Below are 26,119 nucleotides of genomic sequence, written 5' to 3' on the forward strand. Positions count from 1 at the left end.
TTGGCAGAAAAAGTAAATATATTTTGGTTCCGACGAGACCTTCGACTCGATGACAATGTGGGCTTTTACAAAGCACTTCACGGAAAATTTCCGGTACTTCCTCTATTTATATTTGATACAGAAATACTCAACGAGCTTCCCAAAGACGATGCCCGTGTTACTTTTATTTTCGAAACGCTCCAAAAAATGCGCAATGAATTGCAGAAGCAGGGAAGCAGCATTGCAATATACCACGGCAAACCAGAAGCTATTTTCAAAAAAGTAATTTCAGAATTTGAAGTGCAAAACGTAATTACCAATCACGACTACGAACCTTATGCAAAGAAGCGTGATGCAACTATTGAAAAGCTACTTACAGAAAAAGAAATAGGTTTTTACACTTATAAGGATCAGGTTATTTTTGAAAAGGATGAAGTAGTTAAAGATGATGGCGATCCATACATTGTCTATACACCTTATATGAAAACTTGGAAAGCAAAGTTTAAAAAGGAATATGTGGAAAAGATTTATTACACAAATGAATTTTTAAATAATCTGTACCAAAATTCACGATTGTCAAATCTATCACTAAGTGATATTGGTTTTAAAAAATCTAAAATTGAAATTCCAGAATATGATGTAACCCCCACGACTATTCAGGAATATGAAAAGAGACGAAATTTTCCCGCAGAAGATGCCACTTCGCATTTGGGGCCGCACCTTCGTTTCGGTACGGTAAGTATTCGCAAAATGATTAAAAAAGCAACTGCAGAAAGAAACGAAGTGTTTTGGCAGGAACTTATTTGGCGTGAATTCTTTATGCAGATTCTTTGGCATTTTCCGGAAACGGTAGAAAATGCCTTTAAAAAGAAATATGACCGTATTGAATGGAGAAACAATGAAGAAGAATTCAAAAGATGGAAAGAAGGTAAAACAGGTTACCCATTAGTTGATGCAGGAATGCGCCAGCTTAATGAAACAGGCTATATGCACAACCGGGTTCGAATGGTTGCGGCCAGTTTTTTGTGCAAACATCTTTTATTAGATTGGCGCTGGGGCGAGGCCTATTTTGCTGAAAAACTATTAGATTATGAAATGTCCAGCAATGTGGGTAATTGGCAATGGGCAGCGGGCAGCGGGGTAGACGCAGCGCCCTATTTTAGGATTTTCAATCCCACCACACAGATTGAAAAATTTGATAAAGACTACAAGTACATCAAAAAATACGTTCCAGAATTCGGCACTTCAAGCTATCCAGAAAAAATGGTAAACCACAAGGATGCCCGTGAAAGATGTTTGAAAGTCTACAAGTCAGCAGTTTCTTAAAAATTGTTAAATTTTGTGCGATTATTCCTATTTTGTGTATTATATCGATAAAATATGTAGTTTTGTCGATGTTTTAATAATGGATTTTACAAAAACCCCAAATTGTAAAGTAATGGAAACCTACAAACACGTATATAGTAATGGTGAAGTTATCATAACATATGAACCCACCCGGTGCATTCATTCAGAAGCCTGTGCCAAAGGTCTTTCCGAAGTTTTCAAAACTTCAGTGATTCCATGGATAGATTTAGATGGCGCCAGTACAAAAAAAATTATGTCACAAGTAAAAAAATGTCCTTCAGGAGCATTATCATGTACCAAAATAAAATCGAGGGAGTTTGTTAAAGATTTTGTAATGTGAAATAAAATTTGGGTGGTTGCGTACAATTTTTCTACTCTTGCACTGTTAATTAAAGCATTGCAAACAAACCCGAAAACATGAAGAAGATTTTAGTTATAACCCTTCCCCTATTTCTATTCACGCTCTGCGCGACAGCCCAGGACTCTATCCAAGTTCGAAAAAATACACTCAACGAGCAAATGACAGATGCTTTTGATAAAAGCAACAGTTATCAGGAATATAAAGTCATCAAAAAGAACCAGCTCGCTACATTAAAACGAAATATTCTTGATTCAGTTTCTTCTTTGGAAAAGAAAATAAGCACTCAGGAAATTGAATTGCGGGAGAAAAAAAATGAAGTTGATTCCCTACGTCAAAATTTGGTAAATACAAAGCAAAATCTTGAAATTTCCAAAGAAAAGGAAGACGGAATTGAAATTTTTGGCATTCTCACTTCAAAAGCCACTTATAATACTATTATGTGGAGTATTATCTTTATTTTATTATTGATTAGCGGCTTTTTATTCTATAGGTTTCTAAACAGCCACAAAATTACCAACGCTGCACAACTTAAAATGGCAGAGATGGAAATTGAGTTGGAAGATTACCGAAGAAACAGTTTGGAACGTGAACAGAAACTTCGCAGAAAACTTCAGGACGAGATTAACAAAAACCGAAAGGCTTAATATTTATGCCTCTGAACGCGTAATTTTTGCGCCAATGGCTCTAAGTCTTTCATCAATATTCTCATAACCACGATCTATCTGTTCAATATTGTGGATGGTACTTGTGCCTTGTGCAGATAGCGCTGCAATCAAAAGTGAAATTCCCGCTCGAATATCTGGTGAAACCATAGTTGTAGCTTTCAGGTTTGATTGAAAGTTATGGCCGATTACAGTTGCCCGGTGCGGATCGCAAAGAATGATTTTGGCACCCATATCTATCAGTTTATCTACAAAGAACAGACGGCTTTCAAACATTTTTTGGTGAATAAGCACGCTACCCTTTGCTTGGGTACAAACTACTAGTACAATACTCAACAAATCTGGGGTAAAGCCAGGCCACGGCGCATCGGCAACCGTTAGTATGGACCCGTCGATATAGCCTTGTATTTCGTACTCTTTTTGAGATGGAATGTGAATATCATCTCCTTTTTTGTTCAGTTTAATTCCGAGTTTTCTAAAGGTTTCAGGAATCAATCCTAAGTTTTCCCAACTTACATTTTTAATGGTTATTTCACTTTGCGTCATTGCCGCAAGGCCAATCCAGCTACCAATTTCAATCATATCTGGCAGAATACGGTGTGTACAGCCACCAAGGCTTTTTACACCTTCAATCACCAATAAATTCGAGCCAACGCCTGAAATATTAGCGCCCATGGCGTTCAGCATTTTACAAAGCTGCTGGATGTACGGCTCGCATGCTGCGTTATAAATGGTGGTGGTGCCTTTGGCTAAAACGGCAGCCATAATAATATTGGCCGTTCCAGTAACCGAAGCCTGGTCTAAAAGCATATAAGTGCCCTTTAAACCTTTTGGGGCTTCCACGCCATAGAATCGTTCTTCCTTATTGTAGCGAAACTTAGCTCCAAGATTTATAAAACCTTCAAAGTGGGTGTCGAGTCTTCTTCTGCCAATTTTATCGCCTCCGGGACGCGGAATGTATCCTTTTCCAAATCTGGCCAACAAAGGACCTACAATCATAATGGAGCCGCGAAGGGAGCTTCCCTCCTGCTTAAAAAGTTCTGATTCTAAATATTCCAGATTAATTTCATCAGCGATAAAGGCATATTTACCTTTTGCCAATTTCTGAATTTTAACCCCAAGATTTTCTAGAATTTTTATGAGTTTATTAACGTCCAGAATATCCGGAATATTTTCAATGATTACCTTCTCAGGCGTTAACAATACTGCACAAAGAATTTGTAAGGCTTCGTTTTTGGCACCCTGAGGCGTTATTTCGCCCTTTAGTTTATGCCCGCCCTCTATTTGGAAAGTTCCCATAGATAATGGTTGAAATTTTAATAACGCTTGCGGTTGCGGTTATTTGATTTGTAATTTTTCTTGTTGGAAGAGTTGGTGTTGAAACGCTTTTTATTTTTCATCAAATCGGAAGCGTTGCTCAGATCTTCATCGCTGTTCTTAAGATTTATCTTACCGCCGGAAAGTTCAAAAAGATGTTCAAAGATAACCTCGTCCTCTACTGTGTCCTTGTTCCAGTTTAGAAAACACTTTTTCATGTGATTGGCAATGGTAAGGATAAGTCCCTCTTTTTTATCGCCATCCTCCCAACTGTTTGCCACATCAATCATCCGCTTTATATTGTTTCCATAAAAACGATATTTAGGATGGTTTTGCGGATAGCTTAAAGGTTCTGGCCTTTCCATCAATTCTTCACGGGAAGGAATTGGGAAAGGAGAATCTACATCAAGTTTAAAATCTGAAATTATAAAAAGTTGGTCCCAAAGCATCGGTTGAAAGTCTGGCACATCGCGAAGGTGCGGGTTAAGGTTGCCCATAACCGCTATTATGCTTTTGGCAATTTTATTGCGCTCTTCTTTGTCTTCGGTGGCGATGGCGTGGTCTACCATTTTTTGGATGTGGCGGCCGTACTCAGGAATAATCAATTTTGGGCGCTCTGTATTATATTCTATTTGTGCTACTTCTTGTATCAAAATGTTTTAATTAAGGGAAGAATATTTGTGTATTCGGAAAGATTGAAAATCATTTCGCTCGCAAAATACTAAAAATTAAAGTGAAATAACACCTTCAACCTTGGAAACTTCAAGATATTTTTTTACGACGTCATCGGGTGAATCCATCGTAACTTTTATTGAAATGCTGGAATAGGTTCCTTTTGATGAATCGCGGGTTGTTATTTCGGCGTCGGTACCGTCAAAAATAGCTTCTATTTCCGCTATTTTTTCCAAGCTGGCGGGTACTATAAACTTAAACAGATAAGGGGAAGGCCAGGTGGTATCTTCTTCAAGTTGTTTTTTTAATCTATCGTAAAATTCTTCAGTATTTTTTTCTTGATCCATGAAATTATTTTGCTCTGTGGGTAACAAAGATACACTTTCACCACAAATATTTATTTACTTACTTTGTAGAAAATTGAAACTTTTGGACACGAAAAGAATTGTAATTACCGGCGGGCCCGGCTCAGGAAAAACGGCACTTATTAATTATTTGGAAAAAGAAGGTTATCCAGTAATGCACGAAATTTCAAGGGATGTAATTCTTGAAGCACAAAAGGAAGGGATTGAACAATTGTTTTTGGAGAACCCTATTCTATTCAGTGAAAAATTACTGGAAGGCAGGTTGAAGCAATTTCACGAAGGAAAAAAATTTACAGCCCCCATCCTATTTTATGACCGCGGTATGCCTGACGTCACAGCCTATATGGACTTTGTGGCTACCCATTATCCAGAAAACTTTTGTGAAACTTGCAAGAAGTACAGATATGATGAAATATTTGTTCTCCCCCCCTGGGAAGAAATATATGAACAGGACAACGAGCGTTACGAATCCTTTGAACAGGCCGAGAAGATATTTAATTTCCTTAAAAAAGGTTATGAAAATTATGGCTATAAAATTCACGAAGTACCCGTGGGCACTATTAAAGATAGAGTTGAAAATATTCTGAATCACCTTAAAAATACGCCTTGATAAATGTCCGCGACATCCTAACCAAATACTGGGGTTATACTTCCTTCAAACCAATGCAGGAAGAAATAATCGAGTCTGTAATTGACGGGAAGGATACTGTGGCACTTTTACCCACAGGCGGCGGAAAATCGTTGTGTTTTCAAGTTCCTGCTTTAGCAACTGATGGCCTTTGTATAGTTGTTTCACCTTTAGTGGCATTGATGGGCGATCAGGTAAATGCATTGAAGGAGCGCGGAATAAAGGCGCTTAAATTAACTGGCGGAATTTCTTTTGAAGAACTGAACACACTTTTGGACAACGCGCTTTACGGAAACTATAAATTCCTTTACCTCTCTCCAGAACGACTTCAGCAGGAAATAGTCCAGAATTACATCAAGCAGATGAACGTGAATTTAATCGCAGTTGATGAAGCACACTGTATTTCGCAATGGGGAAATGATTTTCGGCCGGCCTACAAAAACATTACCTTGCTTCGGGAAATACATCCCTTAGTTCCCATCATAGCACTTACCGCTACAGCAACACCCGAAGTTTTGGAAGATACCATTTCAGAATTAAAAATGGAGTTTCCGGCGGTTTTCAGAAATTCCTTCGTTCGCGAAAATCTATCCTATCAAGTTTATAAGGAAGAAGACAAACTCTACAAAACCGAACAATTGCTAAAAACAAACAAAGGTGCTGCAATTGTGTACGTACGGAATAGAAAAGGAACCATTGAAATAAGCGAACAACTGCATAGTTTAGGCATTTCGGCTACATTTTATCACGGGGGAATTTCCGCAAAGGAAAAAGCACAAAAATTACAATCCTGGCGCAACGGTACTGTTTCCACAATGGTCGCCACCAACGCTTTTGGAATGGGCATTGATCATGCCAATGTGCGCTTTGTTATCCATCTTCAAATTCCCGAAAGCCTGGAGAGTTATTTTCAGGAAGCGGGACGCGCGGGACGCGATGGCGAATATGCCGCTGCGGTGCTTCTATATAATGAGTACGACAAAATATATGTAAAGCAGCAATTTGTGGAATCGTTGCCAACAACTTCAGATTTGAAAAATATTTACCGAACGCTGAGCAATTATTTTCAAATTTCCTACGGCGAAGGGGAATTCACAAAACACAATTTTGGTTTTTCAGAATTTTGCAAAACTTACAACCTGAATACTCTATTGGCATACAATGCACTCAACAGTTTGGACCGCTTGGGAATTATTCAACTTTCGCAGGAGTTTGGACGAAAATCCATTGTCCAGTTTTTGATTTCTTCTGAAAAAGTGCTTCAATATTTTGAACAGGACACAAAGGTTTCTGTCATTGGCAAAACAATACTTCGCATATACGGAGGAATTTTTGAAATGCCCACAGCTATTAATCTGGATTTAATCGTGACCAAAACGGGACAAACCATTGAAACCGTAATTTCAGTCCTAAAAAAGATGGAGCGCGACCAGGTTGTGGAAATGGCGCTGCAAATAACCGACGCCACACTCACCTTTTTGGTTCCGAGAGAAGATGATAAAACCATTAACGTAATTTCACGCGAGGTAGAAGCGCTAAATCGTAAGAAAAAGGCACAGGTTAATTCTGTTCTTAATTATATTGCGAATACAAAAACCTGTCGAAGCGTGCAGCTTGTTTCCTATTTTGGTGAAACCACTGCTTCAAACTGCGGCATTTGTTCGGTGTGCAAAACGCAAACTTCAAAATTTTCAAAAACGGATATGCAACAATTGGCAGGACAGATTTTGACCTTGCTTGAAGAATCGGAATTAACTTCGCGAGAGATTTCAGAAAAACTTACTTTTGCCGAAACTGATATTCTGAAAGTACTCCGTTTACTTATGGACACCGAGAAAATCAGTGCCAATCCAAAAAAACAGTATTATTTAAATTGATAAAATGCAGAACGATTTAAGAATAGTATTTATGGGAACCCCTGAGTTTGCAGTGGGGGTTTTAAAAGAAATGATGGGAGCCGGCAAAAATATTGTGGGAGTAATCACAGCACCAGATAGACCAGCTGGCCGTGGCAGAAAACTGATGGCCTCTGCAGTGAAGGAATATGCTGTTTCCCAAAATTTAAAAGTATTGCAGCCCACAAATTTAAAAGACGCGTCATTTATAAAGGAATTAAAAAAATTAAATGCCAATCTTCAGGTGGTCGTAGCTTTTAGAATGCTTCCCAAAGTGGTTTGGCAGATGCCGGAATTGGGCACTTTTAATCTTCACGCATCGCTACTTCCACAATATAGAGGTGCGGCACCTATAAATTGGGCCATTATTAATAATGAAGAGAAGACGGGCGTTACCACTTTCTTTATTGATGAAAAGATTGACACGGGTTCCATTATTGCCAACAAGGAAGTAACTATAGAAGAGAATGAAACCGCGGAAACGCTTCACGATAAACTAATGGGCAAAGGAAGCAAGCTGGTTTTAGAAACACTTGAATTGATTGAGAAAGGAAAAGCAAACCCAGTACCTCAGCCCGAGACAAGCAATCTGAAAGAAGCACCAAAACTCACTCCAGAAAACACGCGCATTGACTGGACAAAAAAAGGAGAGGAAATTGATGCTTTTATTCGAGGGCTTTCCCCCTATCCTGTTGCGTGGACTATTCTTCATAATAATAATGAAGAATTAAAGACAAAAATTTATAGCGCAAGCTTTGAGAGAAGTGAGCAAAATTTAAAACCTGGCAGGATTCTAACTTCCAAAAAAGAGGTAAAGGTATCCTGTGCAGATGGATTCATTATTATTAATGAAATACAACTTCCCGGAAAACGCAAGATGGAGATTTCTTCACTTTTAAATGGTTATTCTTTTGATGAAGATTCCAAGCTATCGTAAACCCTTGTCAGTACTGATTTCATTAAAAACTATAAAAAAACGACCATGTTTATTAACAAACGGTCGAAGTTATCAACAAAAACAGTGATTTACAGCGTGGTTACTTGCCTGAACGGATATTCCTGTTAAATTTGTAGGGCAATTAATCGAAGTTTAACCAACAATTTAATTTAAAAAAATTATGAACAAATCAGATTTAATCGATGCAATGGCAGCTGATGCCGGAATTACAAAAGCTGCTGCTAAGAAAGCTTTAGAGTCTTTCTTGGGCAACGTTCAAAAATCCCTTAAGAAAGGTAACAGAGTATCACTTGTAGGATTCGGATCTTGGTCAGTATCAAAAAGAGCTGCTAGAGAAGGTAGAAACCCTCAAACTGGTAAAACCATTAAAATTGCTGCTAAAAAAGTAGTTAAATTCAAAGCTGGTTCAGATTTACAAAACAGCGTAAACTAATTGTAAAATATTTTACAACATTTTAGGTCCTTCCTTTCATTCATTTGAAAAGAAGGGCTTTTTTTAATCTTATTGATAGTAAGCGCTTTATAATTCAGTAGATTTTGTTGCACTTTATTAAAAAAAACTGACGCAAATCATCAATTCAGTAATTTTTTGGTAATTCTAAAATTATTACTTAGATTTAATTTACCAAAAAAACTTTATGACCACCTTAAAACCAGCCAAAGGACTTTTATTGGTCGCAGAACCTTCTATTATTGGAGACGTTTCCTTTAATCGTTCTGTGGTGCTTTTGGCAGAGTATAATGAAAGTGGGTCTGTGGGTTTTATTCTCAACAAACCCTTGCCGTACAAGCTTCGAGACTTTGTGCCAGAGATAAATTCCAAACTTCCCGTTTTTAATGGCGGCCCTGTTGAGCAGGATAATTTATATTTTATCCATTGCATTCCAGAGATTATTCCAGATAGTATTGAAATTTCTAATGGTATTTATTGGGGTGGTGATTTTAGCGCCATAATCGATTTATTAAAAGACGACAAATTGAATAAAAACCAGATACGTTTCTTTCTCGGTTATTCAGGTTGGGAAAGTGAGCAATTGGAGCAGGAACTGGAAGTAAACAGTTGGGTGGTAGTCCCCAATAATTACAATAATGCAATTATCGGCAAAACGAATATTAATTTTTGGAAAGAAAAAATGATTGAGTTTGGGGGAGATTACATTTTGTGGTCCAACGCTCCCGAAAACCCAAGTTTTAATTAACCCATTCTAGCCTTTAAATTCAGCTTTTGCAGTAATACCTTCGCTGTTTCCTTTACAAATTCCTTTTTTCTATATTTTGTTACCGGAACAATTCCCTGAATGGTATTTGTGATAAAAAATTCATCTGCTTTTTGTAGTTCAAAAGGCGAAATGGAGGCTTCCTCAAGTGAAAAATCTGGGATTAATTTTATGATAGCGATAAGCTGTTTGCGAATAATTCCGTTTAAACAACCATCCGTAAGTGGCGGAGTTTTAATTTTATTGCCTAAGACTATAAAAATATTTCCGTTCAGCGCCTCAACAATTTGCTTGTTTTCATTCAGCAATAGACAGTTTTCGTAATCGTTTTCTTTGGCGTAAATACTTCCCAAGATATTTATTAGCCTATTGTTTGTCTTCAACGTTGACAATAAGCCCGAATTAATGTAATGGTCTTTAAAAAGTTCAATTTCACAATTTGCTTCGTTTAACTCATAAAATGGAGTTTTAAGTTTTTCACAAGAAATAACATATTGCACGTCATTGGTTTTTGGGGTATACTTTCCCCCGGTTTGCCTCCAAACAAGTAGCTTTATACGAAATGAATTCTTGTGGTTCTGTGAAGAATTGATGGTCCGCAATAGTTCTTCCTCTAAAAATTCCATCGTAAAATTCATGGGAATTTCCATTCGCAGAATTCGCATGGACGCCATCAACCGAAAATAATGGTCTTCCCAAAAACATATTTTTCCTGAAGAAAAGCGCACGGTTTCAAAAACGGCATCGCCGTAGTTTAACCCTCTATTATCTATAGCCACTGATGCCTTAGCGGCAGTTATTAACGTTCCGTTTAAATTTACCATAAAAAAACCGTCCTTTTGAGGGACGGTGCAAAGGTATTATATTTTAAAGGGATTTTAGACTGAACCCAAAATTGACTTTAAATTGGAGATCATGTTTTCCCAAAGCATTTTCCCTTCTTCTACTTCGTCTTCTTCGGCAAAATCGGTAACCATCAATGAAACATCTTTGGTAATTTCGTCAACCTGAATGCGGAGTTCAAAATAGAAGTCTTCCCCTTCATCTTCTACCCACCTAAATTTAATTCTCTCAGGGCTTTTTTTGCTCAGCAGCTTTGCCCGTTCCTCGCTTTCAGCCCAAATAAAAGTGTAATATTCACCCCGGGAATTTACATTGTCTGCGTACCATTCTGAGAGGCCGGACGGCGTTGATATATACTGATATAAAAGCGAAGGGGAAACCTGAATGGGAAATTCCATTTCATATTTTATTTTATCTTCCATAGTTCCTTGTTAGTTGATGCCCAATATATATATATTAATTTTAACCTCAAATGAAAGATTGAAAATTTTTCATTCAAATGAATTTGCTAAAAAGAGGAAATAATTTCAATAAAAACAGAAACTAATATTTGCGACAGATAATTTTGTTTCTATCTTTGCAGCCGCTTAGACATAAAGTTTGGGCAAAATAAATACGGCGAGGTAGCTCAGCTGGTTAGAGCGTCGGATTCATAACCCGGAGGTCGCGAGTTCAAGTCTCGCTCTCGCTACACATAAATCCCCCAGGATTAACTCCTAAGGGGATTTTTTTTTGGATAAGTTTCAGATTGTAAAATTTATTAATTCACTGACGTAAGAAATCCCTTTCGAAAACGATAAAATCTTCCTTTTGGTCGAAAATTTCTTGCGAGTATGCGCATAATTCTTACATTTGTTAAAATCTAGTTAATAAATAATTGAGCGACAGCCTTATATAGGCACTTTAAAGGTTTAACTTTACCCTTGAACTTTTAAAACCTATTATATGAAAAATTATTTATTTGCATTAGTAATGCTAGCAGGTCTAGCTTTTAGCTGTACCCCAGAAAACCAAATTAGCGATGAGCAACAAATCGACAAAGTCAAAATATGTCCGCCCGGAGACCGAAACTGTAACGGGATTCCTGATAATCAAGAAGACTAAAATAAGTTTTTACTTATTATTCCTTGCAATTGTAGCGGTCTTATCACCTTTCTTGCACATTTTTTATATATTTAATGATAGAGAGGGCATATTTGGATTTACCTATATGTCCTCTTTTATGTACTCTCTTAGTCTTCCTCTTATGGCGATTTGTTCCGGATTACTTTTAAAATTTGTTGCGCAACAAGTTTTGGAGTTTAGAATGTTTTTGACCTTTATAAGCCATTCATTTCTTTTCGTCGGAATATTTTTTATAATTTATACTTTAGTTCCGTTAACAGATTTTTCCACATCAATATATTTCATCTCTCTATTTATTCTTTCAGTAGCGCTTACTTTTGCTGCTCATTTTTTACACAGGGCTATATTTACCACAGAACAGCGCCTCAAAAAAATAATATCCAAACTTTTTGATTTTATAATTCTTGAAACTCCCCGCAAACACGTTTCAGAGGAAAAACAGATTGATTATGTTATTTCCTATGAAAAAATCATTAACGAAATTGGGGACGAATGAAACATACATTAATCAACCTTACCAAACTCCGAATTGCCGGTATGCTTTCCGAAGCCGCACGACAAGAGGTGGAACAAAAAATTCTGGAAATTCCGGAAGAGAAAACCACCAATACTAATGATCCAACAATTAGTTTTGGTTAAGACTAAATTTCTATTCCGAAAGTATTTGACTTAATTCTGTGAAGCTTACTTGGGATTGGTCACCGCTTTTCATGTTCTTAAGCGTGAAAGACTGAGCGTTCATCTCTTTTTCGCCAGCCAGTACAGTAAATGGAATATTTCTTTTATCGGCATAGCCCATTTGCTTACCCATTTTAGTGGCATCGGGATACAATTCAGTTTTTATCCCAGCATTGCGCAAACCAGTTATTGCCTTCATAGCGTACAATGCTTCCTTCTCTCCAAAATTTATAAAAAGTGCCTTACTGTTTTGTGAAACCGTTTCGGGAAAAAGATTCAACTCTTCCAAAACCAAATAAATACGGTCCAACCCAAATGAGATTCCCACCCCACTCATCTCCTTCAATCCAAAAATTCCGGTTAGGTCATCATATCTTCCGCCGCCGCCAATACTGCCCATACTTACTTCGGCAGGAGCCGCGACTTCAAAAATAGCACCCGTGTAATAATTCAATCCGCGCGCAAGCGTAACGTCAATATTCAGAGAGGCTGTCTGTAGGCCGAGCACTTCAATATTTTCTGTAATAAACTCTAACTCTTTTACGCCTTTCATTCCCATTTGTGAGCCCCTAAGTAAATCTTTTAGGGAATTCAACTTTTCTTCATTGTTTCCTTTAAAAGAAAACAATGGTTGCAGTTTTTGGAGTGCTTCATCAGAAATACCTTTTTCGCGCATTTCCCTTTTCACGCCTTCCTCCCCTATTTTATCGAGCTTGTCCAAAGCCACCGTAAAGTCAATCAATCTGTCTTCGGCGCCAATGGTTTCTGCTATACCACTCAATACTTTTCGGTTGTTGATTTTAATGGCCACATCCTTTAGACCGAGTTTGTTGAAAACAGCATCGTACAATTGTACAAATTCTACTTCCTGCCAAAGTGAAGTGGAGCCCACCACATCTGCATCACACTGAAAAAACTCACGGAAACGACCTTTTTGAGGTCGGTCGGCACGCCATACAGGTTGTATTTGGTAGCGTTTAAAGGGAAAGGTGATTTCGTTTTGGTGTTGCACTACATAGCGAGCAAAAGGAACTGTTAGGTCGTAGCGGAGGGCTTTTTCAGAAATTTTTGAAGTTATTTTATTACTATCTTTTTCGGAATATAATTTCTCGTTTACTTTGGAAAGAAAATCGCCACTGTTCAAAATCTTAAAAATCAATCGGTCGCCCTCTTCGCCATATTTTCCCATCAAGGTTTCACTGTTTTCAAAGGAAGGCGTTTCAATGGGTTGAAACCCGAACAATGAAAATGTTTCCTTAATTACATTGAAAATATAATTGCGACGCGTAACTTCTTCAGGATTGAAATCGCGCGTACCTTTTGGGATGGATGGTTTTTTAGACAAGATTTTCAGGTTTTTATTTGATTAGGCAAATATCCTAAATATTAATGAAGTTTGCCACAATAAGATTGGTGTAAAAAATTAATTGACTCATGGTTATTCTGTAACTTTATTGCCCATTTGCTGTCTAACGGTTAACACAAATTAAAAATATGTTTTCACTTTTCCGGGAAAATGTTCGAATTGCGTTGGATTCCATTAAAAGCCAACTCTTAAGGACCATTCTTACTATTGTTATTATTGGAATTGGCATCTGGGCGCTTGTTGGCATTTTGAGTGCCGTGACGGCGCTTGAAAATACTATTTCGGGCAACTTTGCCTCCATGGGCGCCAATACTTTCAATATTCAGCAATACGAATTTTCGGTACAAACGAACAATAGTGGAGAAAGAGAAAAGATAAATCCTATTATTAGTTACAACGATGTTCGGGAGTTTATTGATAAATATGAATTTCCACACACCCAAACCTCCCTTTCTTTTCAAGGAACATCAACTGCCGAAGTAAAATACGGTTCCGAAAAAACCGATCCCGAAGTACAGATTTACGGTGTAAATGAAAACTATTTGGAAAACACCGGAACGGAAATTGACAAAGGTCGAAATTTCACCATTTTTGATATCCAGAATAATAATAAAGTATGTTTAATAGGCGCTGATTTTGTAAAAAACCTATTCGAAAATGAAGACCCCATAAACAAGACCATTAGCATTCGCGGGGTTAAATTTAAAGTAATCGGTTTGTTGGAATCAAAGGGGTCTACTTTTGGGAACAATCAGGATTTAAAGGTTTTGATTCCAGTTCAGGTGGCTCGCGGCATTTTTACACAGCCCAATATTAATTACAACTTAAGTGTAAAGGTTGACGACAAACAAATGATGGAAGCCGCACAGGATGAAGCCATCATTACTTTCAGAAATATTCGCGGTTTGAATCCTGTGGAAGAAAATAATTTTGGCATTGAGCGTAGCGACGATTTAATAAACCGTATTGCAACGATTACGGGCTATTTGGAAGCAGCGGCTTGGATAATTAGCATTATAACCATTCTGGGATCTTCCATAGCATTAATGAATATTATGTTGGTTTCGGTTACGGAACGAACCCGGGAAATTGGTGTTCGCAAAGCTTTGGGAGCAAAACGTTCTACCATTTCTACCCAATTTTTTATGGAGACAATTGTTATTGGCCAATTTGGAAGTGTCCTCGGAATTATCCTCGGAATTTTAACCGGATTTGCATTTGCAAAAATCTTCAAATTTGATTTTACACTCCCGTGGGCCGCAATTATCTGGGCTACCATCATCACTTTTATAGTTGCAATAATTGCAGGCTCCTATCCTGCTTCCAAAGCGGCGCGATTGGACCCAATTGAAAGTTTGCGTTATGAATAATATAGAAAATTACAAATAACAAATTCCAAATCCCAATCATATTCAATTTTGGATTTGAGGAATTTTAACCGGTGCTTTTTATTATTCGCTCAACAAGTCGCTGAAATACGTATAAAGCTCTCCTTTGGTTATTACCGAACCTTGCTGTATCAAAACGAAAATATCTTTGTTGCGGTCATCAGTAATTGCTTTTGTGGATGTATATAAGTTTACCGAATCGTCGTGGAGATTTTGCTGAAGCCATTTGTAACCGTATTCTGTGGTAATGTCAATACTATCATCATCAATCTTTATTGCGATTAATTCCATAAATGCTTCGGAAACATGGAAAAGCATAAGTTGTTTGGGTGAAATGTGTTCCAAATACTTCACTTTATTTATTACTCCTTCCCAAATTAGGTCACTGAAAACATCAAGCTCCTGTTCGGCGACATCTGGTTTTTCAATCTTTAACTTCTTCCATTCATCAGCGGTGATGGACTGTGTGGCCAAGAAATTTATGAATTCTTGGTGCAGTTCTTCAAACTGCTCTTTTGTTAATCTTGCATATTTCATCATTAAATAATTTTTTGATAAAGCGGAAGATGGAATGCCCAATATAAGTATTCTGTTTGTTTATTATTTTCAAAGGGCATTTCATGAAGTTTATAAAAAAATAAAACCTTTCCCGTAAACGGGAAAGGTTTATAAACAATTAATCGTGTTACTTAGTTTACTTCTTCCGAATTAGCTTCTTCAGAAGTAGTCTCTTCAGATTTAGCTTCTGCCTTTGGCTTCGCTTCCGGTTTTGATTTTGCTACAGGTTTAGCTTCAGCAACCACTTCAAAAGTGAAGTTGCTTATCACATCTCTGTGAAAGCGAATAGTGGCATCGTAAGGCCCGGTACGCTTAATGGCCCCGCCGGCAATCGTGATATACTTTTTCTCGATGGAAACACCTTCTTTTTCAAGGGCATCTGCAAGGTCAGCGTTTGTTACAGAACCAAACAATTTATCGCCTTCGCCTGTTTTGGCGGTAATTTTAATTTCAAGGCCGTTGAGTTTCTCAGCCTGGGTTTTGGCTTCGTCCACAACTTTCTTTTCTTTAAAGGCACGTTGCTTCAAAGTTTCAGCCAATACTTTTTTTGCCGAAGGGGTTGCAAGTACTGCGTGCCCTTGTGGAATCAAAAAGTTTCTTCCGTAACCGTTTTTTACAGTTACCACATCATCTGTAAATCCCAGATTTTCTACGTCTTTTTTTAATATAAGTTCCATACTGTTCTCTGGTTTTTTATTTTAATAAATCGGCTACGTAAGGCATAAGTGCCAAATGGCGTGCTCTTTTAACGGCCACGGCCACTTTGCGCTGATACTTTAATGAAGTTCCGGTAAGTCTTCTTGGAAGGATTTTACCTTGCTCGTTCACAAATTTCAATAAGAAATCTGGATCCTTATAATCAACATATTTAATACCAGACCTTTTGAACATGCAATATTTCTTGGTCTTGTTGGTCTCTATGTTAAGCGGGGTAAGATATCTTATCTCTCCGTCTTTTTTTCCTTTTGCTTGTTGTTGTAATGTAGCCATAATTTAAGCTGATTTTTTATTGCGGTTTCTTCTTTTTTCTGCCCACGCAATTGCGTGCTTGTCGAGGCTCACTGTAAGGTAACGCATAAAACGTTCGTCCCTTTTAAATTCAGTTTCAAGTTCGTGTACTACTTCACCGTCAACGGTGAATTCAAAAAGGTGATAAAACCCACTTTTTTTGTTCTGGATTGGGTAAGCAAGTTTTTTCAAGCCCCAATTTTCTTTGGATATCATCTTAGCACCTTTAGAAACAAGAAGATCTTCGTATTTCTTTACTGTTTCCTTTATCTGATCTTCAGATAAAACGGGATTTAAGATGAAAACAGTTTCGTAATGATTCATAAAAAATCTATTAAAATTAATGTTTAAAACCTTGGCTTTCTGCCAAAGAGGGTGCAAAAATAATACTTTATTTGGTATAATCAAACCTTATTTTGAATTGTCTTCAGAAAAAGCAATTATAGACGAAGTGCGCATTTATTTCGATTAAAATCAAAAAAAGTTGCATTTCATCGATTATTTGCATATCATTGCCTTAAGCAAAACCTACTATTGTGGAAAAAACAATTTTGAAATGTGCAATTGTAGATGATTCTACATTGCAAAGGCTTTCCATCGTGAAGCTGATACAAATGCATCCATCCCTTGAACTTGTGGGGGAGTACAAAAATGCTATTGAGGCCAAAATGGGCCTTGCCTCTACTGAAATCGACCTGATCTTTTTGGACATAGAAATGCCCATTCTTTCTGGATTTGATCTGCTGGACGACATCCAAAGAAAGCCACAAGTAATTTTTGTTACCGGAAAAACAAAATATGCTTTTAAAGCTTTTGATTATGATGCCGTAGATTATCTACGGAAACCTATCGCAAAGGATCGTTTTTTAAACGCAGTTCACAAAGCAATTACAAATTATAAGCTGAAAAATGAAGAAGGTTTTGACGATGAAGATTTTATCTTTGTAAAAAGCAACCTGAAAAAAAGAAAAGTTTTTCTGAACGAACTTCGCTATATCGAGGCTCTAGGTGATTATGTGAAACTGGTAACCGAGCATGAGTCCCTCGTGGTGCTTTCCACCATGAAAGCCTTTCAAGCACTGCTACCGAATGAACGTTTCCTGAGAATCCACAAGTCTTACATAGTGAATTTAGACAAGGTGCAACGCTACAATAGCAAAACTATAGAGTTGGACAAAGACCAGTTGCCGTTGAGCAGAAACAGAAAATCTGACTTGGTTGAAGCTTTGGCCGCAACGCAGAACGCCTAATAATTATCTACATCTATAGTGACGCGAACGCTTGAAAATTCTTTAATAGAATTAAAACTGCGCTGTACATTATCAATATACTTTTTCGTCTTTTCCAATGATTGGTTTTTAGGAATTTTTACCAAAAGATTCATAATGTACTTATTCTTTATTCTACCTACTGGCGGTGGCTCGGGGCCTAAAATATTTTCCTTGAACTGTAATTCCAAAGCCTGTCCAAACCAGGCGGATGCTTTTTGAACACGTTCTAAGTTCTTGTTTTTGAAAGTAATTTTCAAGGTTCTGTAAAAGGGAGGATACTTGTAATTGTAACGCTCTTCCAGCTGTTCTTTATACATCGCCTCATAGTCGTTAACGCTTACTTGCTTTAATATTTGATGGTAGGGATTGTAGGTCTGTATTAAAACCTTGCCGCGCTTTTGGGTGCGCCCTGCCCTACCCGAAACTTGCTGTAGCAACTGAAAACTGCGCTCATGCGCACGAAAATCGGGGAAGTTTAAAAGATTGTCTGCATTCATAACTCCCACCAAACTTATATTCCGGAAATCCAAACCTTTGGCGAGCATTTGCGTTCCCACCAAAATATCAATCTCTTCATTTTCCAGAGCTTCAATCAATTTGGCGTACGCATGCTTTCCTTTGGTTGTATCCTGATCCATCCGAGCAACCTTGGAATTTGGAAACAGTGACTTTAATTCGGTTTCTATCTGTTCGGTCCCAAAACCTTTGGTGTCCAGTGTTTCGCTTCCACAGGCAATACAGCTTTGCATCATCGCCATATGATAACCACAGTAATGGCAACGCAATTGGTTTTTATGTTGGTGAAAAGTTAAGCTCACATCACAATTGGGGCATTGGGGGGAGACTCCGCAGGTAGTGCATTCCACAACGGGTGAAAAACCTCTTCTGTTTTGAAAAAGGATAATTTGTTCCCCATTTTTCAAAACCTCATGCATTTCTTCGAGCAATCGATCGCTGAAATGGCCGGTCATTTGTTGTTTCCGGGTTTTTTCTTTTATATCTACCAGTTCAATATCTGGCATTAACACATTTCCAAAGCGTTTATTCAAGGTCACCAATCCAAATTTTCCAGATTTTGCATTATGGTAACTTTCCAATGACGGCGTGGCGGAGCCCATCAAAAGTTTTGCATTTTGCAGATTGGCCAAAACTATGGCACTGTCCCGTGCATTGTAGCGTGGCGCCGGACTGTATTGCTTGAAAGAAGGCTCGTGCTCTTCGTCAACAATTATAAGTCCGAGGTTTTTAAAAGGAAGAAATAATGACGAGCGAGCGCCAATAACAACTTGGGCTTTTGGTTTTCCAGCAAGTACATTGTTCCAAACCTCAACCCTTTCATTCACTGAAAACTTTGAGTGATAGACCGAAATCTTTTCTCCAAAATACTTCTGCAGCCGCGTAATGAGTTGGGTAGTCAGGGCAATTTCGGGAAGCATATAAAGCACCTGTTTTCCTGTTGCAAGTACTTCTTCAATAAGGCTGACATAGATTTCGGTCTTTCCACTGGAGGTCACACCGTGAAGTAATACTACATCATTTTTTTCAAAAGAAGCGTTTATTTCTTCATATGCTTTTTTTTGTACTTCGCTCAAGGATTTTATTTCAGAAGAAGCTTCGCCGGAAAACTCCACGCGATCGTGCTGAATGTAATATTCCTCCAAAATGCCTTTATCAATCAATGCCTTTATGGTGGCGGCAGAGGCTTCACTTTTCTTTTGTAAGGCCACGCTGCTGATTGGTTTTTTGGTCTGCGTATTCAACATAAAAAGATGCATAAGTACTTCCCGTTGTTTGTGCGCACGGGTCAATGAATCTAAAAGCGCGCGCAGTTTATCTTCGGCAGTGTATTTAGGCGCAAGTTTTATGTAGCGCTTCATCTTGGGGACGTATTGCTCATAAACCGTTTCTTCAACCTCAATAATATTTTTTTCAAACAATTTCTGGATGACTGACACTATATTTTTTCTTTCCAAAATGGAACGCGCATCATTTATATGAAGTGATGATTGGTGCTGCAAGGCTTCGTATAAAACGAACTCATCATCGGTTAAAGATTCCTCGTCTTGAAAATTTCGGGAGGAAAGTTTGATGATGGTTTCGCTCTCCAAAAGAAACGCACTCGGCAGTGCCGCTTTAATTACTTCACCTAAAGAACACATATAATAACCGGCAAGCCACTCCCAGTGTTTTAATTGAAACTGTGTGATGATGGGCTCTTCATCCAAGATATGGTCAATGGATTTTGTTTCATAACCTATAGGCGGTTGGTCATGTATTTGATACACTATACCTGTATATACCTTTGATTTTCCAAAGGGCACAGCAACGCGCATACCTTGCAGTAAAAAAGCAGCTTCGTCTTTATTCACGCTATAAGTGAAAGCTTGCTTTAAGGGGATAGGAAGAATTACATCTATGAAGTACAAAGAAATTGCTGTTTATAAGGATTAGGAATTTAATAGATTTTTAGCCGTTGAAATAAAAAAAGACCACCATAAATGGTGGCCTAAAGATACTATTTTTAATATTTTATTAATCAACGCGCGTCCAGGTTTGTGTTCTTCCCAAAAGCGAAAACCCTATATAACCGCGCACATCCAGTTTGTTTGGACCATCCAGTTCAATGTAGCATTTATAGACCTTTCCGTTGTTGGGGTCCATAATAGTACCGTCGTTGTATTCATCGCCATCTTTTTCAAGGCCTTTGATGATTACTAGGCCCTGGATTGGTTTTCCTTTATCGGCACCGGAACATTCCTCGCATGTAGCATTCTTTTTGGCGGGATTTAAAATTTCTACCACTTTTCCATAAACTTTTCCGTCCTGCTTGTATATTTCGACAATAGATTTTGCTTCGCCAGTTTCATCGTCAATGGTTTTCCATTTACCGGTTACATCTTGCGCCATAGTAGTGAGAACTGTTAAGACAATCAGGGAGCATGTTAAAAGTATTTTTTTCATCTGTTTAAAAAATTAAGTTTATTGTTAAAGTTTTTCTTTTAGTCGCTTTATTGATACGTTCAGCTCAAAACCTAGCAACAAGAGGTTTGCATTTATCCAAATATATAACATCAAAATTAAAAGGGCACCAATGGAACCGTATAACTCGTTGTAATTTGAAAAGTTATTTATGTAAACTCCAAAAAGGTAGGTGGTCAACACAAAAAGTATTGTTGTGGTTACTGCCCCTATTGAAAAAAACCGTGATGATTTTCCTTCCTTAGTACCATAATAATACAAAGTGGCTATTACCACATATATCATCATTAGGAATACAATAAACTGAAAGAACGAAATCCAGAAAACATCATTATCTATATATGCCCTAGATTGAAGGTCCCGAATTATATATTCAATATAAAGGATGACTCCTACTGAAGTTAACAACAACAATGCCAAGAAAATAGAAACCACCACAGCTACCATATACTGACGTAAAAAGCTTCTGTTTATAGTTACGTGAAAAGAATATTCAAAAGCGCTGAAAATAGTGTTCACACCATTTGCAGATAAAAAAATGGAGAGAAAAAAAACAAAAGATATTAATCCAGCTCTTGGGTTTACCGCAATATCTGCAATGATGGGATAAAAGAATTCGGTAGTCTTGGCGGGCAGCAAAGCTTCAATAAATATTAAAAAACGGGTCTGGAAACCGTCTATGGGAATGTATGGAATGAGGTTAAGCAGAAACAATAAAAAAGGAAATAGTGCCAAAAAGAAACTATAAGCAATAGAACTGGCACGGAATGAAAAAGTTCCATTTATAATGCCTACAACATATACATCCAACAGATTGTACAATGAAAACTCGCCCATACCGGGAAGTTTTATTTTTTTGCTGAATCTTACCAGATCCCGAACAATCGGGATTTTTATTTCCTTTTCTTCCTCTTTGTTCATTTAATGGCTTTTAAGCTCAAATCCATATTATAAACGGAATGCGTCAAAGCACCGCTGGAAATATAATCCACACCACATTCAGCGTATTTTCTTGCGGTTTCTAAAGTAATACCACCACTGGATTCAGTTAGGCATTTTCCGTTTATTAAACTTACCGCCTTACGCGTATCTTCGTAGTTAAAATTGTCTATCAATATTCTATACACGCCTTCTGACTGCAATATTTCCGCAATCTCGTCCAAGTTTCGTGCTTCGACTATAATTTTAAGCCCCAACTGGTTTTCCTTTAAGTAATTCTTAGTCTTTTCAATCGCCTTTGTAATGCCTCCGCAAAAATCTATGTGGTTGTCCTTGAGCATTACCATATCATAAAGTGCAAAGCGGTGGTTCTCCCCGCCCCCAATCTTTACCGCCCACTTTTCCAAAGCGCGTATTCCGGGCGTGGTCTTTCGGGTGTCCAGAATTTTAGTATTGGTTCCTTCCAGTAATTTTACATATTCATTGGTCTTGGTAGCAATAGCGCTCATACGCTGCATGGCGTTTAAAACCAATCTTTCCGATTTTAAAATGGATTGTGAAAGGCCCGAAACGTAAAAGCACACATCGCCATACTTTACGGCGCTTCCGTCCTTTATCTTTATATCCAACTCTAAACCAGGGTCCACATATTCAAAAACCTGTCGGGCAAATTCTACCCCAGCTATAATGCCCGCATCCTTCACCAAAAGTTTTGCAGTACCCCTTGCGTCCTCGGGAATACAAGCCAGCGAGCTGTGGTCGCCATCACCTACGTCCTCTCGGATGGCGTTGGCAATGATGATGTCTATTTCTTTGTTGAATTGTTTTTGTGAAATCATAGCAAGGAAATTTTAGCTAAAATACTTTAAAAAGTTTGAAGGACGAAGTGGGAAGTGGGAAGTAGCAACTTTTATCTTTGTATTTTTGGCATCTGAAAAGTTTTTAATGAAAATTACACTTCTCGCCATTGGCAAAACTGACAACAAGCAGCTGCAAACCTTGATGGATGACTATACCAAGCGTCTCGGTTTTTATATTTCTTTTGAAATGGAAGTGATTCCCGATGTGAAGAACGCTAAAAATCTTTCCGAAGCACTTCAAAAACAGGCCGAAGGGGAAGAAATTTTGAAACGAACTTCTACTGCTGATGTCTTGATTCTGCTTGATGAAAAGGGAAAAACTTATACTTCGGAAGGGTTTGCACAGTTTCTTCAGAAGAAAATGAACAGCGGCTTGAAGAACCTCATCTTCGTAATTGGCGGTCCTTATGGGTTTAGCGATGCGGTTTACGTGCGTGCTAACGGGAAGGTTTCACTTTCCTCAATGACCTTTTCGCACCAAATGGTTCGGCTTTTCTTTATTGAGCAACTCTATCGTGGGTTTACTATTCTTCGGAATGAACCGTATCATCATCGATAGGAATTAGCGAAAAGCGAAGAGCGAAGAGGGTTTTCTACCATTGGCAATCTATGAAGTCTGTTAGCAAGTGGAATAGTAGGCCTACTGCTATGATTCTGGTTTTTTTAAAGAATAATAATACTACGTAAACCGCCATTGCCCAATAGGTGTGCAGCGGATGGAAATTTATGCTGCAACGGCCGGGATCAAATATTGGATTTGCGAAAAGATGATCCAAATCTACCACCATTGTGGCTACCATAATGAGCCACGCTTTTTTCCATTCTTTTCTGAAAAAAACATACGCAATCAAGCCCGGAACCAGAAAATGCAGGCTGTAGTGTAGTACCGTTTGAAGCATTTCCTTTTAATATTTTACCATTTTTGCCAAAAGCACTATTTGCCCCAAGTGATAGGCGTCGTGCTGGATGATGCCGTGAATGTGCTGATAATAGGTGAGTTTGTTAACTGGGTATTCGTTTATAAAATCTGCTTCGTTAAAAGTGCTGAGAAAATAAAGCCATTCCTTTTGGGTAGTTTCCAAGGCATCTAGCGTTTGGCGCCACGCTTCATCTGAATCATCTTCTATTTTTACTATATAATTGTTTGAAGGTGTTTGGATCACTTCGCCCTGTACTCTTTTCAGTACGTTTTCACGCCAAGAAATTATGTGGTTTACTATTTCCCAAATGGTATTGCCGTTTTTTATGGGGCGTTGAGCGGCTTGCTCTGGGGTGATTTGCGATAGTGTGTCCTGCAGGGTAACGTCCAGCCACGGATGACCGTGATATAGGTCTGTGAAAAGGGTTTGTATGCGATGCGACTCGTTCATTTTTTGGTTGAGGGTTGATGGTTTATTGTTGATGGCCAATCAAAGATAACGAAATATTTTAGGAAGTTTTGATGGGTCTTTAAATGCGAATCGCAATTGTAAGGATATGAGCGGAAAACTCGAAATGGCTTGGGCAAATATTTATTCTAGCCTTGCAATTCCACAATAAAGTAACATAAATATTTTGATTATAAAGCGCTGATTTTTATAATTATACATAACAAAGCCCAGCAGAAGGTCAATTTCTCCCCCTTGCAGACCTTCAGCGTTTTTTTGCAACGCTCGGTTTCTTGCCAAGCTACATATTTACACAAACGCCTTGCGGGCATTGACTGTTTTTGTTTTAGGATCTTTTAATTTATTTATTAATCTTAAATCTATTTAATATGGCTATTAAGTACAAATTAGTAGAAAAAGGGGAACCCGGCGTGGTAGGCGGCGGGACCAAAAAATGGTATGCCAGATGTATAACAGACGGCGAACTAACAATTGACGATCTGGTGGAGCAAATTGAAAAATTTAGCGCCCTGAGCGAGGCAGACATCAAAGGTGTAATTATTGCCTTAGAGAACGTTATCCAAAACGCAATTGCCGATTCAAAGATTGTGCGCTTGGAAAAACTAGGGTCACTCTACCCCTCCATTAGCAGTAAGGGCGCAAACCGGGAAGAGGATTTTGTGGCAAACACTATGATTGAAAAAGTGAATGTGCGCTACCGTCCCGGTAAGCGGATAGCAGACAGTGTGCGCAACGCAGGCTTCAAGAAGCAGAGCTAGTGCAAAACTGGTGCGCACCAACCGAACAACTGGTGCGGAACAAATGGTTAACTGGTGCGCACCAATCTGTAGCTTGGTGCGCACTAAATTTTTAGGGGGGGGGTGGGGACACACGAGCGGGACGCTCGCGCTAGCTGGGTACAACGGGATGGTTGTGGTGGCTGAGGCATTATAGTTAACTATAAAAAACAAATTCTGTTATCAAACCAATAGCAATCAATAAAGTTATAATTATTGCAGCCCACACATACACTTTATAAAACTTCTTTTGATTGCGGAAATCATAATTTGAAATGGTTTCGGTGCTGGCTATTATATCATTTTCGATAAGTAATTTATCTACTTTTCCACGGTCTGTGTCTAAAATGAAATATCTTATTCCTTCTGCTATATCGGGCTGTTCGTTGATTTCTGAATAGAATGGTATTTGTTTGCGGTTCATCACATCTTCAAACCTTATTTTATCCTTTAACAAAACATATAATTTTAGATGGTCTTGATGTTTTATGTGGAAGGGTTTGTTCATTTAAAGAGATTGAGGCACGAGCGGGACGCTCGCGCTAGCTGGGGTCAAATTTAAATTCTTTCTACTGATATGTAATCTCTTTCACCAAAAATAATATCTCCTTTTAACTCTCCATTATTGTAAATTAATTTTATTGGATCATTTAATCCGTAAAGAATTACATTGTGATAGTCATGATTAACTAAATCATCTTTACTAGGGAAGCTATTATATAATATTCTATTATAATCTGGTTGTAAATGTTTTATTAATGCCTTCTCAGCGTCTAAGGATATAGTTTTTTTTGATGGTAACATATAATCCAATAAATAATTTGACATTTCTGTTGGGGTGGCATCATCTCCCCATTTTACAATTGTGTTATTATCCTTAATTCTAAATAACATTATCATAATTTCATTAGAAGGAATGTTTTGGAAAGATAAAGGTTCTTGATTAGTTAAGATTTCTTGAAAAGTAGAATGGCTAGATAATCTTTCACAAATATTTTGCTCTGTAGATTTACCTACATAATGAACTTTATACTCCAACATTTTAGAATAGTCTCCATTAAATTTAGCTCTAATATGCCCTTTCCAATAATTTTGAAGAAGTTTATCAGGAGTGAATTGCGCTAACCTTGATACTTCTCCCGATACTTTATTCTTTGATTGAATAGTAAATGCTTGAGTGCCTTTAAAAGGAGCTCCTATTTTTTTTTCAGGGGTGCTTTTACGATTATGTAATCTTAATTCTATAGACTTTGATAAATCTGTCGCAATATTATCCTGAATAAGAGGTAGCATGCATCTAACAATCTCGGGATTACCTTCTTGCTCGATATCAAAGCTGAGTTCTAAAGTATCCTCCCAGAGAAAAAAATTACTGAATGTAATTTCTTTACGTTGAATAATCATATAAATATGACTATCGTAGACATTTTCGCGAAATTCTTTATCCTTAATAAATTTTGCAAAGTAATAAGCACTTAATGGAGCATATCCTAATTCCAAATCATTTATTAGAATACCTTTTGTCATTCAGTGATTTCT

33 protein-coding genes and 1 tRNA gene are annotated in these 26,119 nt (G+C 37.8%); 16 read left to right on the forward strand and 18 right to left on the reverse strand.

Annotated features, from left to right (window positions below; all coding sequences use genetic code 11):
- The 3 genes from JK629_RS14760 (at nucleotide 1) to JK629_RS14770 (ending at nucleotide 2,331) form a co-directional block, all read left to right on the forward strand.
- Nucleotides 1-1,305 (forward strand): cryptochrome/photolyase family protein, encoded by a 1,305-nt coding sequence (locus tag JK629_RS14760; RefSeq protein WP_202336370.1) that lies wholly within the window; start codon nucleotides 1-3, stop codon nucleotides 1,303-1,305.
- A gap of 79 nt (nucleotides 1,306-1,384) precedes the next feature.
- Nucleotides 1,385-1,666, forward strand: coding sequence for a (4Fe-4S)-binding protein (locus JK629_RS14765; RefSeq protein ID WP_237460061.1), 282 nt, complete (start codon nucleotides 1,385-1,387; stop codon nucleotides 1,664-1,666).
- 77 nt (nucleotides 1,667-1,743) lie between these two features.
- Nucleotides 1,744-2,331 carry a hypothetical protein gene (locus JK629_RS14770; protein WP_202336371.1) on the forward strand — a complete coding sequence of 196 codons (588 nt, stop codon included), beginning with the start codon at nucleotides 1,744-1,746 and terminating at the stop codon, nucleotides 2,329-2,331.
- Nucleotides 2,332-2,334: 3 nt separating this feature from the next.
- On the opposite strand, the gene murA is transcribed toward JK629_RS14770, so the two are convergent.
- The 3 genes from murA to JK629_RS14785 all read right to left on the reverse strand — a co-directional run bounded on the left by murA (nucleotide 2,335) and on the right by JK629_RS14785 (nucleotide 4,685).
- Complete coding sequence (gene murA / locus JK629_RS14775) at nucleotides 2,335-3,648, reverse strand: UDP-N-acetylglucosamine 1-carboxyvinyltransferase (RefSeq protein ID WP_202336372.1); 1,314 nt, start codon at nucleotides 3,646-3,648, stop codon at nucleotides 2,335-2,337.
- Between the two features lie 17 nt (nucleotides 3,649-3,665).
- Nucleotides 3,666-4,319, reverse strand: coding sequence for a DUF4290 domain-containing protein (locus tag JK629_RS14780; RefSeq protein WP_202336373.1), 654 nt, complete (start codon nucleotides 4,317-4,319; stop codon nucleotides 3,666-3,668).
- 75 nt (nucleotides 4,320-4,394) lie between these two features.
- Complete coding sequence (locus tag JK629_RS14785) at nucleotides 4,395-4,685, reverse strand: DUF493 family protein (protein ID WP_202336374.1); 291 nt, start codon at nucleotides 4,683-4,685, stop codon at nucleotides 4,395-4,397.
- 82 nt (nucleotides 4,686-4,767) lie between these two features.
- Between JK629_RS14785 and JK629_RS14790 the strand changes: the two genes are divergently transcribed.
- The 5 genes from JK629_RS14790 to JK629_RS14810 all read left to right on the forward strand — a co-directional run bounded on the left by JK629_RS14790 (nucleotide 4,768) and on the right by JK629_RS14810 (nucleotide 9,383).
- Complete coding sequence (locus JK629_RS14790) at nucleotides 4,768-5,313, forward strand: AAA family ATPase (RefSeq protein ID WP_202336375.1); 546 nt, start codon at nucleotides 4,768-4,770, stop codon at nucleotides 5,311-5,313.
- Entirely contained in the window at nucleotides 5,310-7,208 is a 1,899-nt protein-coding gene (locus JK629_RS14795; RefSeq protein ID WP_202336376.1) for a RecQ family ATP-dependent DNA helicase, read from the forward strand. Before JK629_RS14790 ends, JK629_RS14795 begins: the two co-directional genes overlap by 4 nt.
- A gap of 4 nt (nucleotides 7,209-7,212) precedes the next feature.
- Nucleotides 7,213-8,163, forward strand: a complete 951-nt coding sequence (fmt, locus tag JK629_RS14800; RefSeq protein ID WP_202336377.1) for a methionyl-tRNA formyltransferase — start codon at nucleotides 7,213-7,215, stop codon at nucleotides 8,161-8,163.
- A 181-nt stretch (nucleotides 8,164-8,344) separates the two neighbouring features.
- Nucleotides 8,345-8,617, forward strand: a complete 273-nt coding sequence (locus JK629_RS14805; RefSeq protein WP_202336378.1) for an HU family DNA-binding protein — start codon at nucleotides 8,345-8,347, stop codon at nucleotides 8,615-8,617.
- Between the two features lie 205 nt (nucleotides 8,618-8,822).
- The gene (locus JK629_RS14810) at nucleotides 8,823-9,383 is read left to right on the forward strand and encodes a YqgE/AlgH family protein (RefSeq protein WP_202336379.1); all 561 of its coding nucleotides are present in this window, start codon (nucleotides 8,823-8,825) and stop codon (nucleotides 9,381-9,383) included.
- On the opposite strand, the gene JK629_RS14815 is transcribed toward JK629_RS14810, so the two are convergent.
- Both JK629_RS14815 and JK629_RS14820 read right to left on the reverse strand, forming a co-directional pair.
- Nucleotides 9,380-10,225, reverse strand: a complete 846-nt coding sequence (locus JK629_RS14815; protein WP_202336380.1) for an aminotransferase class IV — start codon at nucleotides 10,223-10,225, stop codon at nucleotides 9,380-9,382. The two genes, JK629_RS14810 and JK629_RS14815, sit on opposite strands and share 4 nt — an antisense overlap.
- Before the next feature lie 54 nt (nucleotides 10,226-10,279).
- Complete coding sequence (locus JK629_RS14820) at nucleotides 10,280-10,666, reverse strand: START-like domain-containing protein (RefSeq protein WP_202336381.1); 387 nt, start codon at nucleotides 10,664-10,666, stop codon at nucleotides 10,280-10,282.
- A gap of 195 nt (nucleotides 10,667-10,861) precedes the next feature.
- Here JK629_RS14820 and JK629_RS14825 point away from each other — a divergent pair.
- The 4 genes from JK629_RS14825 to JK629_RS14840 all read left to right on the forward strand — a co-directional run bounded on the left by JK629_RS14825 (nucleotide 10,862) and on the right by JK629_RS14840 (nucleotide 12,008).
- A tRNA-Met gene (locus tag JK629_RS14825) sits at nucleotides 10,862-10,935 on the forward strand.
- Between the two features lie 254 nt (nucleotides 10,936-11,189).
- A complete protein-coding gene (locus tag JK629_RS14830) occupies nucleotides 11,190-11,348 on the forward strand; it encodes a hypothetical protein (RefSeq protein ID WP_157881719.1) in 159 nt (52 codons plus the stop codon).
- Between the two features lie 142 nt (nucleotides 11,349-11,490).
- The gene (locus JK629_RS14835) at nucleotides 11,491-11,865 is read left to right on the forward strand and encodes a hypothetical protein (RefSeq protein ID WP_202336383.1); all 375 of its coding nucleotides are present in this window, start codon (nucleotides 11,491-11,493) and stop codon (nucleotides 11,863-11,865) included.
- Entirely contained in the window at nucleotides 11,862-12,008 is a 147-nt protein-coding gene (locus JK629_RS14840) for a hypothetical protein (RefSeq protein WP_202336384.1), read from the forward strand. The genes JK629_RS14835 and JK629_RS14840 overlap by 4 nt, the downstream gene beginning before the upstream one ends.
- Nucleotides 12,009-12,018: 10 nt before the next feature.
- On the opposite strand, the gene hisS is transcribed toward JK629_RS14840, so the two are convergent.
- A complete protein-coding gene (hisS, locus tag JK629_RS14845; protein ID WP_202336385.1) occupies nucleotides 12,019-13,392 on the reverse strand; it encodes a histidine--tRNA ligase in 1,374 nt (457 codons plus the stop codon).
- A gap of 149 nt (nucleotides 13,393-13,541) precedes the next feature.
- Between hisS and JK629_RS14850 the strand changes: the two genes are divergently transcribed.
- On the forward strand, nucleotides 13,542-14,783 hold the full coding sequence (locus JK629_RS14850) for an ABC transporter permease (protein ID WP_202336386.1): 1,242 nt from the start codon (nucleotides 13,542-13,544) through the stop codon (nucleotides 14,781-14,783).
- Between the two features lie 81 nt (nucleotides 14,784-14,864).
- Here the strand turns inward: JK629_RS14850 and JK629_RS14855 are convergent, their stop codons facing one another.
- The 4 genes from JK629_RS14855 to rpsF form a co-directional block, all read right to left on the reverse strand.
- A complete protein-coding gene (locus JK629_RS14855; protein ID WP_202338075.1) occupies nucleotides 14,865-15,338 on the reverse strand; it encodes a DUF6495 family protein in 474 nt (157 codons plus the stop codon).
- A gap of 152 nt (nucleotides 15,339-15,490) precedes the next feature.
- Nucleotides 15,491-16,036, reverse strand: coding sequence for a 50S ribosomal protein L9 (gene rplI, locus JK629_RS14860; protein ID WP_202336387.1), 546 nt, complete (start codon nucleotides 16,034-16,036; stop codon nucleotides 15,491-15,493).
- A gap of 16 nt (nucleotides 16,037-16,052) precedes the next feature.
- Nucleotides 16,053-16,349 carry a 30S ribosomal protein S18 gene (rpsR, locus tag JK629_RS14865; protein WP_062620899.1) on the reverse strand — a complete coding sequence of 99 codons (297 nt, stop codon included), beginning with the start codon at nucleotides 16,347-16,349 and terminating at the stop codon, nucleotides 16,053-16,055.
- Nucleotides 16,350-16,352: 3 nt separating this feature from the next.
- Complete coding sequence (gene rpsF, locus JK629_RS14870) at nucleotides 16,353-16,691, reverse strand: 30S ribosomal protein S6 (RefSeq protein ID WP_202336388.1); 339 nt, start codon at nucleotides 16,689-16,691, stop codon at nucleotides 16,353-16,355.
- Nucleotides 16,692-16,903: 212 nt separating this feature from the next.
- On the opposite strand from rpsF, the gene JK629_RS14875 reads away from it, so the two are divergent.
- Nucleotides 16,904-17,617, forward strand: a complete 714-nt coding sequence (locus JK629_RS14875; protein ID WP_202336389.1) for a LytR/AlgR family response regulator transcription factor — start codon at nucleotides 16,904-16,906, stop codon at nucleotides 17,615-17,617.
- Here JK629_RS14875 and priA read toward each other — a convergent pair.
- From priA to nadC, 4 genes are all read right to left on the reverse strand, one after another.
- Complete coding sequence (gene priA / locus JK629_RS14880) at nucleotides 17,614-20,064, reverse strand: replication restart helicase PriA (RefSeq protein WP_202336390.1); 2,451 nt, start codon at nucleotides 20,062-20,064, stop codon at nucleotides 17,614-17,616. The two genes, JK629_RS14875 and priA, sit on opposite strands and share 4 nt — an antisense overlap.
- 106 nt (nucleotides 20,065-20,170) lie before the next feature.
- Entirely contained in the window at nucleotides 20,171-20,599 is a 429-nt protein-coding gene (locus JK629_RS14885; protein ID WP_202336391.1) for a DUF2147 domain-containing protein, read from the reverse strand.
- Nucleotides 20,600-20,623: 24 nt separating this feature from the next.
- A complete protein-coding gene (locus JK629_RS14890; protein WP_202336392.1) occupies nucleotides 20,624-21,538 on the reverse strand; it encodes a YihY/virulence factor BrkB family protein in 915 nt (304 codons plus the stop codon).
- The gene (nadC, locus tag JK629_RS14895; protein WP_202336393.1) at nucleotides 21,535-22,395 is read right to left on the reverse strand and encodes a carboxylating nicotinate-nucleotide diphosphorylase; all 861 of its coding nucleotides are present in this window, start codon (nucleotides 22,393-22,395) and stop codon (nucleotides 21,535-21,537) included. Before nadC ends, JK629_RS14890 begins: the two co-directional genes overlap by 4 nt.
- 106 nt (nucleotides 22,396-22,501) lie before the next feature.
- Here nadC and rlmH point away from each other — a divergent pair, with 106 nt between their 5' ends.
- On the forward strand, nucleotides 22,502-22,975 hold the full coding sequence (rlmH, locus tag JK629_RS14900) for a 23S rRNA (pseudouridine(1915)-N(3))-methyltransferase RlmH (RefSeq protein WP_202336394.1): 474 nt from the start codon (nucleotides 22,502-22,504) through the stop codon (nucleotides 22,973-22,975).
- 34 nt (nucleotides 22,976-23,009) lie between these two features.
- Here rlmH and JK629_RS14905 read toward each other — a convergent pair whose 3' ends face one another.
- On the reverse strand, nucleotides 23,010-23,315 hold the full coding sequence (locus JK629_RS14905) for a DUF6122 family protein (protein ID WP_202336395.1): 306 nt from the start codon (nucleotides 23,313-23,315) through the stop codon (nucleotides 23,010-23,012).
- Nucleotides 23,316-23,321: 6 nt separating this feature from the next.
- On the reverse strand, nucleotides 23,322-23,786 hold the full coding sequence (locus tag JK629_RS14910; RefSeq protein WP_068760901.1) for a DinB family protein: 465 nt from the start codon (nucleotides 23,784-23,786) through the stop codon (nucleotides 23,322-23,324).
- A gap of 386 nt (nucleotides 23,787-24,172) precedes the next feature.
- Here JK629_RS14910 and JK629_RS14915 point away from each other — a divergent pair, with 386 nt between their 5' ends.
- Entirely contained in the window at nucleotides 24,173-24,562 is a 390-nt protein-coding gene (locus tag JK629_RS14915; RefSeq protein ID WP_068760793.1) for an HU family DNA-binding protein, read from the forward strand.
- A 175-nt stretch (nucleotides 24,563-24,737) separates the two neighbouring features.
- On the opposite strand, the gene JK629_RS14920 is transcribed toward JK629_RS14915, so the two are convergent.
- Nucleotides 24,738-25,088, reverse strand: a complete 351-nt coding sequence (locus JK629_RS14920; RefSeq protein WP_068760794.1) for a hypothetical protein — start codon at nucleotides 25,086-25,088, stop codon at nucleotides 24,738-24,740.
- Between the two features lie 50 nt (nucleotides 25,089-25,138).
- The gene (locus tag JK629_RS14925; protein ID WP_068760795.1) at nucleotides 25,139-26,107 is read right to left on the reverse strand and encodes a hypothetical protein; all 969 of its coding nucleotides are present in this window, start codon (nucleotides 26,105-26,107) and stop codon (nucleotides 25,139-25,141) included.
- Between the last annotated feature and the right edge of the window lie 12 nt (nucleotides 26,108-26,119).

It is taken from the genome of Aequorivita iocasae (assembly GCF_016757735.1).
Lineage (GTDB): Bacteria > Bacteroidota > Bacteroidia > Flavobacteriales > Flavobacteriaceae > Aequorivita > Aequorivita iocasae.